Here is a 12,824-nt window from a genome sequence, read left to right on the forward strand (position 1 = left end):
CGTAATGGAGTTAACGCAAGTGAACAAAGTAAACGTTCAAGAATCCCCGATCCTGCGCGATGGCGTTGATATCAGCTCGCCCGTCAAAACGCGTCCTGTGCATGAAATCTTCGACAATGCGGCTGCCCGGTTTCCGCTGCGCCCGTGTCTGGATTTCCTCGGTCGGATTTATGATTACAAGACTATCTCCGAGCAGATTGACCGTGCTGCCGAAGGCTTCAAACAGCTTGGCGTGCGCAAGGGTGACAAGGTCGGGCTGTGCCTGCCCAATACGCCCTATTATGTCGTCTGCTATTACGCGATCCTGAAATGCGGCGGTGTGGTTGTGAATTTCAACCCGCTCTATGCCAAGCGCGAGATCGCCTATCAGATTGAGGATTCCGGGTGTCGTCTGATGGTGACGCTGAACCTCAAACAGATTTATCCCAAGGTCGCGGCTTGTCTGGATGAGACCTGCCTGAAGCGAATTGTTGTGTGCGAAATGAGCAACATTCTGCCGCCGGTCAAAAGCGTTCTGTTTTCGCTGTTCAAGCGCAGCGAACTGGCCGATGTGCCGACCGACCTGCGCCACATCCCCTATTCACGGGTGATCGGATGCAAACCGATTGATCGCGTGATCGATATCGACGTCCATGATCTGGCGGTTCTGCAATATACCGGCGGCACCACCGGGCGTCCCAAGGGCGCGATGCTGACCCATGCCAATCTGAGTGCCAATGTCGATCAGTTGACCCGCTGGATGCCTGACGCCAAACCGGGACAGGAAGTAACACTTTGTGTTTTGCCATTCTTCCATGTCTTTGCCATGACGGTGGCGCTCAACACATCAGTCAATCTCGGAGCGGAAATGGTGTTGCAGCCACGCTTTGAACTGAATTCCCTGATCAAGGCGCTGGACAAGAAAAAGGCCACCATCTTCCCGGGTGTTCCGACGATCTATACGGCGATCAACAATTCGCCGGAAACACTCAAACACGATCTGTCGCACATTCGTTGCTGTATTTCGGGGGGCGCACCGCTGCCGGTAGAGGTCAAACACCGGTTTGAGGAAATCACCGGCTCCAAGGTCGTGGAGGGATACGGCCTGTCGGAAGCAAGCCCGGTTTGCACTTGCAACCCGCTGAAGGGCGAGAACAAGGAAGGCTCGATCGGCCGCCCCTTGCCGGGAACAGAGATCGAAGTCCGGTCGCTCGACCGTCCGGAAAAACCCATGCCGCTTGGCGAAAAGGGCGAGGTCTGTATTCGCGGCCCGCAAGTCATGCCGGGCTATTGGCAGAACGACGCCGCCACCAATGAGACCTTTGTTGATGGATGGTTACGCACCGGCGATGTCGGCTACCAGGATGAGGACGGCTACACATTTCTGGTCGATCGCCTCAAGGACGTGATCCTGTGCAGCGGCTACAACGTCTATCCGCGCGCAATTGAAGAGGCGCTTTATCTGCATGACCAGATCGCCGAAGTCACCTGCATCGGGGTGCCCGATCAATATCGTGGTCAGGCGCCCAAGGCATTTGTCCGGCTCAAAGACGGCGTGACCGATGTGACGGCCGAAGATTTGCGAGCATTCCTTGATGACAAAATCTCGAGAATCGAGATGCCGCGCGAAATCGAAATTCGCGAAGAACTTCCCAAGACCATGGTCGGCAAACTGTCGAAAAAGGAACTGGTCGAGGAAGAACGCCAAAAAAGAGAAGGAAATACGGCTTAGTTACAATGCGTTAGCGTCACGGCACACACACTGAAAAAATCTAAGTGACGTTAACGTAAACTAATTGACGTAAAGTGAAAAATAGATACCATTAGGGGCGAACAATGACCAAAATTGACGAACGGTTTTATACCGTTCCCGAACTGGCCGACGATCTTGGCATCACACCGCGCACCATCCGGTTTTACGAGCAAAAGGGGCTCCTAAACCCGCAGCGTGCCGGCACGACCCGGGTCTATACCCGGCAGGATCGCGCCAAGCTGCTCCTGATTTTGCGGGGCAAGCGACTGGGCTTCAGCCTGAAGGAGATCGCGGATTATCTCGATCTTTATGGCGCGGACCCGACCCAGGCAGAGCAGATCAAGATGCTTCTGGGGCGTGTACGGGAACGGATTTCTGACCTGGAAGAACAGCGTCAGGCACTGGACGTCACACTGGATGAACTGCGCGAAATCGAACAGCAATCGGTTGATGCGCTTGAAGAAAAAGGAATCGATCCGGCAACGTAACAACAATGCCGGATCAGAGGAAAGCTCAGGAAGGAAGACAAAGCCATGACCAACGCCGTAATTGCCGGATATGTCCGGTCGCCCTTTACCCCGGCCCGTAAAGGGGCCCTTGCCAAGGTCCGTCCTGACGACCTTGCGGCACAGGTCGTCAAAGGTCTGGTCGAAAAGACCGGCATTGATCCCAACGCGATCGAGGACCTGATCCTTGGCTGCGCCTTCCCCGAGGGTGAGCAGGGCTTTAACGTCGCCCGTCTGATCACGTTCCTTGCCGATCTGCCGCGCTCTGTCGCCGGTGTGACGGTCAACCGGTTCTGCGGTTCTTCCATGCAATCAATCCATCAGGCTGCTGGCGCAATTGCGATTGGCGCTGGTGATGCCTTTATCTGTGCCGGTGTTGAAAGCATGACCCGCGTTCCGATGATGGGCTTTAACCCGCTGCCCAATCCGGAGCTTTATAAAGCCATGCCCGAAGCCTATATGGGCATGGGCGATACCGCCGAAAATGTTGCGGCCAAATACAGCCTGACCCGTGCCGACCAGGAAGCCTTTGCGGTTGAAAGCCACAAACGTGCCGCAGCGGCACAGGCAGCCGGCAAGTTTGTTGATGAAATCATCCCGATCCAGACCAAAGACGGCGTTGTCTCCGAAGATGGCTGCATCCGTGGGGAAACCACCGCCGAAGGTTTGGCGGACCTCAAGCCTGCCTTCAAGGCAGATGGTGTTGTAACAGCAGGAACCTCTTCCCCGCTGACCGATGGCGCGTCGGCGGTTCTTGTTTGCTCCGAAGAATATGCCGCCAAAAACGGCCTGACCCCGATTGCACGCGTCAAATCGGTTGCGGTTGATGGCTGCCTGCCGGAAATCATGGGCATCGGCCCAATTGGGGCATCGAAAAAGGCGCTTGCGCGGGCTGGTCTGACAGCGGCCGATATTGACGTGACCGAGCTTAACGAAGCCTTCTCGTCCCAGGCGATGGCAAGCATTTCCGATCTGGGTCTGGATGCGGCCAAAGTGAATATCGATGGCGGCGCGCTTGCAATTGGTCATCCGCTGGGTGCGACCGGGGCGCGCATCGTTGGCAAGGCTGCTGCAATCCTCAAACGTGATGGCGGCAAATATGCGCTGGCGTCCCAGTGCATTGGCGGGGGTCAGGGGATCGCGACCATTCTGGAGGCGATGTAATGACCACCATCAAACAGGTCGCCGTTATTGGCGCCGGTGTTATGGGGGCGGGGATCGCTGCCCATATCGCCAACTCCGGGACGCCTGTCCTGCTGCTTGACATCGTGCCCGAAGGGGCCAAAAACCGCAATGCGGTTGCCGAAGGCGCGGTTGCCAAGATGCTTAAAACCGACCCGGCACCCTTCATGTCCAAACGGGTCGCCAAGCTGATCACGTGCGGCAATATCGAGGATGACCTTGATAAGATCGCCAAATGTGACTGGGTGATCGAGGCTGTCATTGAACGCCTTGATATCAAGCAGGATCTCTATCGCAAGATTGATGCGGTGCGCGCCAAGGGATCGGTGGTGTCATCGAACACATCGACCATTCCGCTCGCCACTTTGATTGACGGGATGGATGAAAGCTTCGCACAGGACTTCATCATCACCCATTTCTTCAACCCGCCGCGCTATATGCGTTTGCTGGAGCTGGTTGGGTCGGGTGTCACGCGTGATGGCGTGATTGATGCGGTTGCCGATTTTGCCGATCGCAAACTGGGCAAGACCTGTGTCACCTGCCATGACGAGCCGGGCTTTATCGCCAACCGCCTGGGTGTCTACTGGATTCAGGCCGCCATGGTCGAAGCCATGGACCGCAAACTGACCGTCGAAGAAGCCGACAGTGTCATTGGCCGCCCGTTTGGCATTCCCAAAACCGGGGTATTTGGCCTGATGGATCTGGTTGGCCTTGATCTGATGCCCCACGTGCAATCAAGCATGGCCGGCCTTCTCGATAAATCCGATCCGTTCCACGCCATCTACCGCGAAAGCGATCTGGTCAGCAAACTGATTGCCGATGGCTATACCGGGCGCAAGGGCAAGGGTGGTTTTTACCGCCTGAACCGTGATGGCGGTCAGAAGGTGAAAGAGTCGGTTGATCTGCAAACCGGTGAATTTGCCAAATCCGAAAAGGCGCGCCTTGGCAGTGTCCGGGCCGCTGGCAAAGACCCCCGCAAGATGATGGAAGCATCTGACAAGGGTGGCCAATATGGCCGCGCAGTCATGGGCAAGACCCTTGCCTATGCCGCCTTTATCGCAGAGGCAGCAGCAAATTCCATCGTTGATGTAGATGACGCGATGAAGCTGGGTTACGCTTGGAAAACCGGGCCGTTTGAGCTAATGGATGCCATCGGCGTAGATGCCCTGATTTCGATGCTCGAACAAGACGGCGTCGAAATCCCGGCCTTGTTGAAAAAGGCCGCAGGCAAGTCGTTCTACAAGATCGAGGATGGTGACCTTTATTTCCTTGGTTTCGATGGTGAATACGCCAAGGTCACCCGCCCGGATGGCGTCATCCTGCTCGAAGATATCAAACGCAAATCCGAACGCGTTGCCGGCAATCGTGCAGCGTCACTTTGGGATATCGGCGATGGTGTCGCCTGCCTTGAATTCCATACCAAAATGAATGCGCTTGATGCTGACGTGCTTGGTGCAATCAAGACATCCATCCGGACTGTCAAAAAGCAGTTCAAAGCGATGGTGATTTATAACGAAGGCAGCAATTTCTCAGCAGGCGCCAACCTTGGTCTGGCCCTGTTTGCCGCCAATATCGCCGCCTGGCCAGAGATCGAAAACCTCGTTGAAACCGGTCAGGAAACCTACAAGGCGCTGAAATATTCGCCCTTCCCGGTTGTTGGTGCCCCAAGTGGTCTTGCCCTTGGTGGTGGTTGTGAAGTTCTGCTGCATTGTGATGCGGTTCAGGCGCACGGTGAAACCTATATCGGGTTGGTTGAGCCCGGTGTGGGCCTGATCCCTGCCTGGGGCGGGTGTAAGGAAATGATCCGTCGCTGGGCGGAAAATCCGAAGTTTGTTAAAGGCCCGATGGCGCCAAGTGCGAAGGCGTTCGAGATCATCTCGGTCGCGACCGTTGCCAAATCGGCGATGGAGGCCAAGGAAAACCTGTTCTTCCGCGAGGGTGACGGCATCACCATGAACCGCAACCGTTTGCTGGCTGATGCCAAGGAACGCGCGCTTTCCATGGTTGATGGTTACGAAGCACCCGAGGAATTCACCTATCGTCTTCCGGGCGAAGCGGCCCGGGTTGCCTTTGAAATGGCGGTCGATGGCTTCCACCGTCTTGGTAAGGCCACCGATTATGACCGTGTGGTCGCCGGTGAATTGGCAAAGGTTCTGGCCGGTGGTGACACCGACGTTACCGAGGAACTTTCCGAAGACGATATTCTTGAACTGGAACGCGAAGGCTTCATGCGTCTGGTCCGCAACGAAGGCACCATGGCCCGGGTCGAGCATATGCTGCTGACCGGCAAGCCGTTGCGCAACTGACCGGTCCGGGAGGAAACATAAAATGGCTGAATATAAAGCACCCCTGCGCGATATGCGCTTCGTCCTGACCGAGCTGTTTGATTACAACGATATCAATCAGATGCCCGGTTGCGAGGATTTCACCCCTGATGTGGTCGATGCCGTCCTCGAGGAGGCCGCCAAGGTCTGCGAAGAAGTCCTTTACCCGATCAACCGGTCGGGTGATGAGGAAGGCTGCACCTGGGATGACGGGGTTGTTACAACCCCCAAGGGCTTCAAGGAAGCTTACCAAACCTTTGCCGAAGGCGGCTGGACCGGGATTGCCTGCGACCCGAAATATGGTGGTCAGGGCGCACCGAAATCACTTAATGCCCTGGTCGAGGAAATGATCTGTTCGACCAACCTGTCCTTTGGCATGTATCCGGGTCTGTCCTTTGGCGCCTATGCCGCCATGCATGCCCATGCATCGGACGAACTGAAAGACAAATACCTGCCCAAGATGGTCGAAGGCACCTGGTCGGGCACCATGTGCCTGACCGAACCGCATTGCGGTACCGATCTTGGCATTATCAAGACCAAGGCCGAACCGCTGGGCGACGGGTCCTATGCGATTTCCGGAACCAAGATCTTTATCTCGGCGGGCGAACACGACCTGACGGAAAATATCATCCATCTGGTTCTGGCCAAACTGCCTGACGCACCAAGCGGCACCAAGGGCATTTCGCTTTTCCTTGTGCCGAAGTTCATGGTTGGCGACGACGGATCGCTTAGGCGTCGCAATGCGGTCAAATGCGGCTCCATCGAACACAAGATGGGCATCAAGGCATCATCCACCTGTGTGATGAACTTTGATGGTGCGGTTGGTTATCTGGTCGGTGAGCCCCATCAGGGCATGCCCGCCATGTTCACCATGATGAACCAGGAACGCCTGTCGGTTGGCATTCAGGGTCTTGGTTTGGGCGAAGCGGCCTATCAGGGTGCACGTGCCTATGCCAAGGACCGCCTGCAGGGTCGCGCCCTGACTGGTGCGAAATCCCCCAATCAGCCCGCGGACTCCATCATCGTTCATCCCGATGTGCGGCGCATGCTGCTGACCGCCAAGGCAACCAATGAAGGCTGCCGCGCGATGGGCATGTGGGTCGCGCGTGCACTTGATACCGCCAAGCATCATGCAGATCCGGTCAAACGTGAAGAGGCCGACGAGTTCGTTCAGCTGATGACCCCGATCGTCAAGGCGCTGTTCACCGACTGGGGCTTTGATAACACCAACCTTGGTGTGCAGGTCTTTGGCGGGCACGGCTATATCCGCGAATGGGGCATGGAACAATATGTCCGGGATGCCCGTATTGCCCAGATTTACGAAGGCACCAACGGCATTCAGGCACTTGACCTTGTCGGCCGCAAAATGCCGACCAAGGCCGGTCGTTACCTGCGCCGTTTCTTCCATCCGGTGCAGGAATATATCGAAGCCAATGTCTCGAACGGCGAACTTGGTGAGTTTGTTCAGCCACTGGCAAAAGCCTTCATGCGCCTGCAGCAGGCCACTGGCGAACTGGCTCAGCGCGGCATGAAAAACCCGGATGAAGCCGGGGCAGCCGCAACCGAGTTCTTGCGTCTGTTTGGTCTGGTGGCTGTTGGCTTCATGTGGGCCCGGATGGCGGAAATCGCCCTTGCCAAACAGGGTGATGACGAAGACGGCTTCTATAAGGGCAAGCTGGTGACGGCCAAGTTCTATATGGAACGCGTCCTGCCGCAATCAGGTGCGCTGTTCAGCCAGATCATGTCGGGGTCTTCGACCATGATGGAACTGGACGAGGAGCTGTTCTGATCATGGCTGTGGGCCGCATATATCAAGACCGGTCATCCGCGAACGGAGCTTTGTCGTGAACCTGATTTTCCGACTGATCCGTGTGGTGATCCTGTCCTTGTTGCGGCCCCGCCTGCACCCGCTTGATCCATCGACCCTGCATTTCCGGGCATGGCCGCTGGATCTTGATATCAACGTGCATATGACCAATTCGCGCTATTTCGCGCTGATGGATCTGGGGCGGACGGAACTGATCGTGCGCAACGGCATTGCCAAACAGATGCTTAAACGCAAATGGCAACCGGTCGTGTCGGGATCGACCATGCGGTTCAAACGCGCGATCAAACCGTTTCAGAAATTCGCCCTCGAAACCCAGGCGCTCTATTGGGACGACAAAGGGTTCTATCTTGAACAACGCTTTGTCGCGAATGGCAAAACGCTAGCCCTTGGCGTCGTGAAGGCCGTCTTTGTCGGCCCGGATGGCATTGTGGCCCCCGAAGATGTCTGTCGGATGGTGGGTGCGGATGAAACATCCCCTTCCATGCCCGACTGGCTTTCGGGATGGCCTGATATGGAAACCGCGATTGAAGCACGACTGGCGATTTAACACACACCAACAACCGGCAAACCGGGACACATGCGGAAAAACCGCGCAGGAGGAAACACCATGGCTTCTGATGACGCCGTATTGCTTAACATCACTGATGCGGTCGCAACCATCACGCTGAACCGCCCGGACCGCATGAACGCCCTTGATCAGGCAATGGTCAGCGGTCTGTCCGCCGCCATTGACAAGATCGAGGCCAATATTGCCGATATTGGTGCGGTTATTATCGAAGGATCGGGCGGCACGTTCATGGCCGGCGGCGATGTGAAGTTCTTCCATCAGGTATGCAAAGGTCCGGTCGAAGATGCCCGCTCCCTGATCGAGGCACTGATTGATCGGGTCCATGACATTGTTCTGCGCATCAATGACCTGCCCCGTCCGGTGATTGCCAAGCTCGAAGGGGCCGTTGCCGGATTTGGTGTCAGCCTGATGAATGCCTGCGACCTTGCGATTGCGGCTGAGGAAACCGTTTTTACCCTGGCCTATATCCACATCGGCACCTCGCCCGATGGCGGTGCGACCCATTCGCTAACCCGGTTGGTCGGCATGAAAAAGGCCAAGGAAATCGCCCTGCTGGGCGACCGGTTTGGCGCCGACGAGGCCCATGATTGCGGCCTGATCAACAAGGTCGTCCCGGCCGATCTGTTGCCATCGGTTACCGCGAAATACGCCACCCGGCTGGCAACCGGCCCGCGCGATGCGATTGCGCGCACCAAGGCGCTGCTCAATGCCGCCCCCAATGCCGATCTGCAGACCCAGCTGAAGGCCGAGGCCAAATCATTTGGCGATTGCGCGACAAGTGCCGATTTCCGCGAAGGCGTTACAGCCTTTGTCGAAAAGCGCACAGCGCGTTTTGGCAAATCATAAAAAGAATTCAGGGAAGAATTTGATGACGAGTCTTAAAGGCAAAACACTGTTCATCACCGGCGCATCGCGCGGGATCGGCAAGGAAATCGCCCTGCGTGCCGCACGCGATGGGGCCAATGTCGCAATCATTGCCAAAACCGATGAACCTCATCCGAAACTGCCCGGCACCATCCATAGTGCTGCAGCCGAAATCGAAGAAGCCGGTGGTAAAGCACTGGCCCTTAAGACCGATATCCGCGACGAAGACCAGATTGCCGAGGCTGTTGCCAAAACAGTCGAAACGTTCGGCGGGATCGACATCCTGATCAACAATGCCAGCGCGATCAATCTGACGCCGACGCTGCAAACCCCGATGAAGCGGTTTGATCTGATGCATCAGGTCAATACGCGCGCGAGCTTTGCCTGTGCACAGGCCTGCTTGCCGCACCTTTTGAAATCGGACAATCCGCACATACTGACGATGTCGCCACCGCCAAACCTGTCGCCGCAATGGTTTGCCAATCACACGGCCTATACGATTTCAAAATACGGCATGAGCCTGATCACCCTTGGTCTGGCGGCTGAATTTGTCGATGAAGGGGTTGCTGTGAACTCGCTTTGGCCAGTCACGGTGATCGAGACCGCAGCCCTCAACATGATCCCCGGCCTGGAACAGGGCCGGGCACGCACACCGCAAATCATTGCCGATGCAGCGCACGCGATCCTGACCGCACCCGCGCGCGACGTCACGGGTGGTTTCTTTACCGATGAAAGCGTGTTGGAAGCCATCGGCGTAACCGACTTCGAACAATACAACCTGACACTGGGCAAACCGCCCTATCCGGACTTCTTCCTTGAGCTTGATTGCAACGGCAAGAACGACCCCGAGGTTGCAAAACTTCTTACGAAACTGGGCCGCTTTCACAAAGCAGCCTGACCGTCATGGCGCCGGGGAAGTGTGTGCTTCGGCGTCTCGTAGGGGCCTGATTTTACGGCTGTAGATGATCTGCACTGAAAATCGGGCTCACTCGCCCGCTGAACTCAACCCGCCCTTTGTGGCGGGTTCTTTTTTGCGCAAACAGTATACAAGTTGCGCACATAAAGGCACCGCCACGGGGATAATGGCGGTGCCGCCTTCGCTATAAAACGCCAAACGTTGAGGGAAACGTTGAGGGGTATGATGAAAAAGCGTGAAGCGAAGGAATAGGTATTTAAGGGGTCAGGGCGGTTCAGGAGGCGCGGCGTTCCAATGTCTGGCGCGGCATTTCACAAGCTACAAGGCTTGGTGTCGGAAGCATCATCTGGACCGAAAGCGCCATACCAAGGTCGCGGTGATCGCGTTTGGTATCGAGGAAATCTTCCGACCAGATGCCATCACAGTTGGCCGAAAGAAACGCACAACGCAGCATCGAAAAACGGCTTGAGCCATGGCAGTCATGCTCGCCTGTCACCTGGGTCAACCAGCTGGCAATTGCATCATGGGCGGCCTGATCAAGAATGTCCTGCATGCTGGCCCGGTCATTGGCCGCAATGCTGTCTTCTGCCAGTGCTTCACGAAGGGCATTGATCATGCGCTGACTGGCCTGCGGGGCAGTTACACCAAACGACCGCAGCCACGCACGTGCCGTATCTTCGATCAGGCGCGTCATCGCCGCCGATTCAAATGCGGCATAGGTGAAACCCTGTTTTGCAACGGTCATGTCAGTCATTCGTAAGGCCCTCCGGGCGGTGAACAATCAGCAATATTTAACGTGTTGTTAAGGATGAGCATCGCTGAAAAAACGCGGGATAATTTGCTCGAATCTGGGCGTTTTTGTGGCGCACAAAATCTTTTTAGAACAAATCACTAGCTGGCCGTTTTCGGCCCATCAACCGCCACGTGATCACGTCCTGCCATGATCTGATCAAGCGGTTTGACCGGCCATGACAGGATCAGAAGCTTTTCATCCCGCGTCAGGCTTTCGACACCAAGCCTCGCAAGCTTTTCATAGATGATCCCGATCTCGATCGCAGTCCGGGCATCAGGTTTGCGCACCGGCAACAAGGCCGAATGCAGCGCATTGGCATACGGATCTTCGATCAGGCGCAGCAACCCGTCTTTGACGTCTTCATCACCGCTTTCGGCGTTGATGCGTTCCAATGCGCGCAGCTCGTCCGGGCTGTCATATTCTTCGGGCGTGACAAAAAGCTTCATCCGGCGTGCGGCCTGCCCGATGGCAAGGCTGCTGGAATAGTGAGTCAGCCAGGGCGACAGAACCAGACCAGCCAGAATTGGCGACAGCCACCAGAAGAAAGCCGTATCAACAAAGACGGCAATCGCACCCCAGACCAGACCAAGCACGATAATGGTGCGGTGGGTTTTAAGCGCTGCCTTGAACGGCACCCCGGCATCATCGCGTTCCTGAGCATCCCAGCCAACCTGATTACCGGTCAGGACCGAAAACACGAACTGTGAATGCAGCATCATCATGATAGGGGCCTGCAAGGCGGAATACAGGGTTTCAAGCAGACCACTTGCCAGCACCATCACACCACCATACTGCTTGCGATCGCGGCCCAGACACACCATCAGGATCGAGATGATCTTGGGCAGAACCAGCATGCCGATGGTAAAGACCAGCAACACCAGCATTTCAAACGACCGGTCCACCGGCCATTGCGGGAACATGGTGAACTGACCGGGGAAGAAGCTATAGGTCAGCTGGGTGTTCTGAAGCGTCGCAATTGTCGAGCTCAGCAACAGCAAAAGCCACAGCGGCGATGACACAAAGCTCATCACCCCCATAAAGAAATGCAGACGGCTAAGCGGTTTGAAACCGGGTGCCACCATCAAGCGCGCATGCTGCATATTGCCCTGACACCAGCGACGGTCCCGGATGGCAAAATCAATCAGGTTGGGCGGCAATTCTTCCCAGCTGCCTTCAAGCTGCGGGATCAGCCAGCACCGCCAACCAGCCTTGCGCATAAAGGCAGCCTCAACGAAATCGTGGCTCAGGATATGGCCACCCATCGGCGGCTTGCCCGACAAGACCGGCAGGCCGCAGCATTCGATAAACGCCTTGGTGCGAATGATCGCGTTGTGGCCCCAATAGTTCGAGCTGCCCATGCACCAGAATGACAGGCCTGCCGACATGGTCGGGCCATGCACGCGCGAAATGAACTGCAGGATGCGGGCAAACAGGGTCTGACGCCCGGTCGGCTGCGGCGGGCTTTGAATGATGCCGGCATCCGGGTTGTTTTCCATCAGATAGGCCATATTGACCATGGCCTCGCCCGACATGACGCTGTCGGCGTCAAAGACGATCATGTGATCGTAATTTGCCGCATAGGTCTCGCAGAATTCCTTGAGGTTGCCGGACTTGCGTTCGGTGTTCTCAGCCCGGCGGCGGAAGAAAATCTTGCCCCGTGCATTCAGATCCGAACACGCCTTGGCCCATGCCATTTCCTCGGCAATCCAGATGTCTGGATCGCGCGTGTCTGACAGGACAAAGAAATGAAATGCATCAAGCTCGCCGGTTGCGACCAGACTTTCATAGCTTGCACGCAATCCGGCAAAGACGCGGTTGGGATCTTCGTTATAAACCGGGATCACCACAACGTTCTTCGATCGCAAACGACCCTTGCGCACAATGGGTTTAAGCCGTTTGAGCGTGATCGCATCAAGTTTAAGTCCACGCAAAACCAGTCCGACAATCCCGGTAAAGAAGGACAGCGAAATCCAGGCGAAGTTGATGGCAAAGAACGCCACCACCACCATTTCCATGATGGTCAGCTGATCCGCACCCAGAACATCGGTCATCAACCACGCCGCATAGGCTGTCGCCGCAATTGATGCACCAAACAGGAAGAAACGTCGCGC

10 protein-coding genes are annotated in these 12,824 nt (G+C 56.2%); 8 read left to right on the forward strand and 2 right to left on the reverse strand.

The features are described from left to right. Positions 1-19 precede the first annotated feature (19 nt). The 8 genes from CMO10_RS02080 (at position 20) to CMO10_RS02115 (ending at position 9,902) form a co-directional block, all read left to right on the forward strand. Entirely contained in the window at positions 20-1,711 is a 1,692-nt protein-coding gene (locus tag CMO10_RS02080; RefSeq protein ID WP_297018656.1) for a long-chain-fatty-acid--CoA ligase, read from the forward strand. Positions 1,712-1,815: 104 nt separating this feature from the next. Then, entirely contained in the window at positions 1,816-2,220 is a 405-nt protein-coding gene (locus CMO10_RS02085) for a MerR family transcriptional regulator (protein WP_297018657.1), read from the forward strand. Positions 2,221-2,265: 45 nt separating this feature from the next. Beyond that, positions 2,266-3,402, forward strand: a complete 1,137-nt coding sequence (locus CMO10_RS02090) for a thiolase family protein (protein WP_297018658.1) — start codon at positions 2,266-2,268, stop codon at positions 3,400-3,402. Next, a complete protein-coding gene (locus tag CMO10_RS02095) occupies positions 3,402-5,726 on the forward strand; it encodes a 3-hydroxyacyl-CoA dehydrogenase/enoyl-CoA hydratase family protein (protein WP_297018659.1) in 2,325 nt (774 codons plus the stop codon). Before CMO10_RS02090 ends, CMO10_RS02095 begins: the two co-directional genes overlap by 1 nt. Positions 5,727-5,748: 22 nt before the next feature. After that, positions 5,749-7,533: an acyl-CoA dehydrogenase C-terminal domain-containing protein gene (locus tag CMO10_RS02100; protein WP_297018660.1), complete on the forward strand. Its 1,785-nt coding sequence runs from the start codon at positions 5,749-5,751 to the stop codon at positions 7,531-7,533. A 55-nt stretch (positions 7,534-7,588) separates the two neighbouring features. Continuing rightward, entirely contained in the window at positions 7,589-8,119 is a 531-nt protein-coding gene (locus CMO10_RS02105) for an acyl-CoA thioesterase (protein ID WP_297018661.1), read from the forward strand. Between the two features lie 60 nt (positions 8,120-8,179). Beyond that, positions 8,180-8,986, forward strand: a complete 807-nt coding sequence (locus tag CMO10_RS02110) for an enoyl-CoA hydratase/isomerase family protein (RefSeq protein ID WP_297018662.1) — start codon at positions 8,180-8,182, stop codon at positions 8,984-8,986. Positions 8,987-9,008: 22 nt separating this feature from the next. Then, the gene (locus CMO10_RS02115) at positions 9,009-9,902 is read left to right on the forward strand and encodes an SDR family oxidoreductase (protein WP_297018663.1); all 894 of its coding nucleotides are present in this window, start codon (positions 9,009-9,011) and stop codon (positions 9,900-9,902) included. Positions 9,903-10,194: 292 nt separating this feature from the next. Here the strand turns inward: CMO10_RS02115 and CMO10_RS02120 are convergent, their stop codons facing one another. Together CMO10_RS02120 and mdoH are read right to left on the reverse strand one after the other, a co-directional pair. Further along, the gene (locus CMO10_RS02120) at positions 10,195-10,674 is read right to left on the reverse strand and encodes a hypothetical protein (protein ID WP_297018664.1); all 480 of its coding nucleotides are present in this window, start codon (positions 10,672-10,674) and stop codon (positions 10,195-10,197) included. 137 nt (positions 10,675-10,811) lie between these two features. Beyond that, positions 10,812-12,824 (reverse strand): glucans biosynthesis glucosyltransferase MdoH (gene mdoH / locus CMO10_RS02125; protein ID WP_297018665.1); only part of this gene is annotated, 2,013 nt, incomplete at its 5' end.

Origin of the sequence: Thalassospira sp. (genome assembly GCF_002709775.1) — a bacterium.
Lineage (GTDB): Bacteria > Pseudomonadota > Alphaproteobacteria > Rhodospirillales > Thalassospiraceae > Thalassospira.